Source organism: Pseudomonas sp. AC463, assembly GCF_979253585.1.
In genome coordinates this window covers 1-234 of record NZ_CEEDDZ010001194.1, presented here as the reverse complement: position 1 = coordinate 234, position 234 = coordinate 1, and the positions used below count along the sequence as shown (strand labels likewise).

The window sequence follows — 234 nt, the reverse complement described above, 5'->3', positions numbered from 1 at the left end:
CGTATCGGCCGTATCGTGCAGATGCACGCGAACAACCGCGAAGAAGTCAACGAAATCCGCGCCGGCGACATCGCCGCCTGCGTGGGCCTGAAGGAAGTGACCACGGGCGAAACCCTGTGCGATCCGTCGGCCATCGTGACGCTCGAGCGCATGGTGTTCCCGGAATCGGTGATCTCGCAGGCCGTCGAGCCGAAGACCAAGGCCGACCAGGAAAAGATGGGCATCGCCCTGCAA

General features: G+C 63.2%; 1 protein-coding gene. It reads left to right on the top strand.

The window, feature by feature from the left end:
• Positions 1–234 (top strand): EF-Tu/IF-2/RF-3 family GTPase (locus AC0IYH_RS34095; protein WP_471838912.1); only part of this gene is annotated, 234 nt, incomplete at both ends.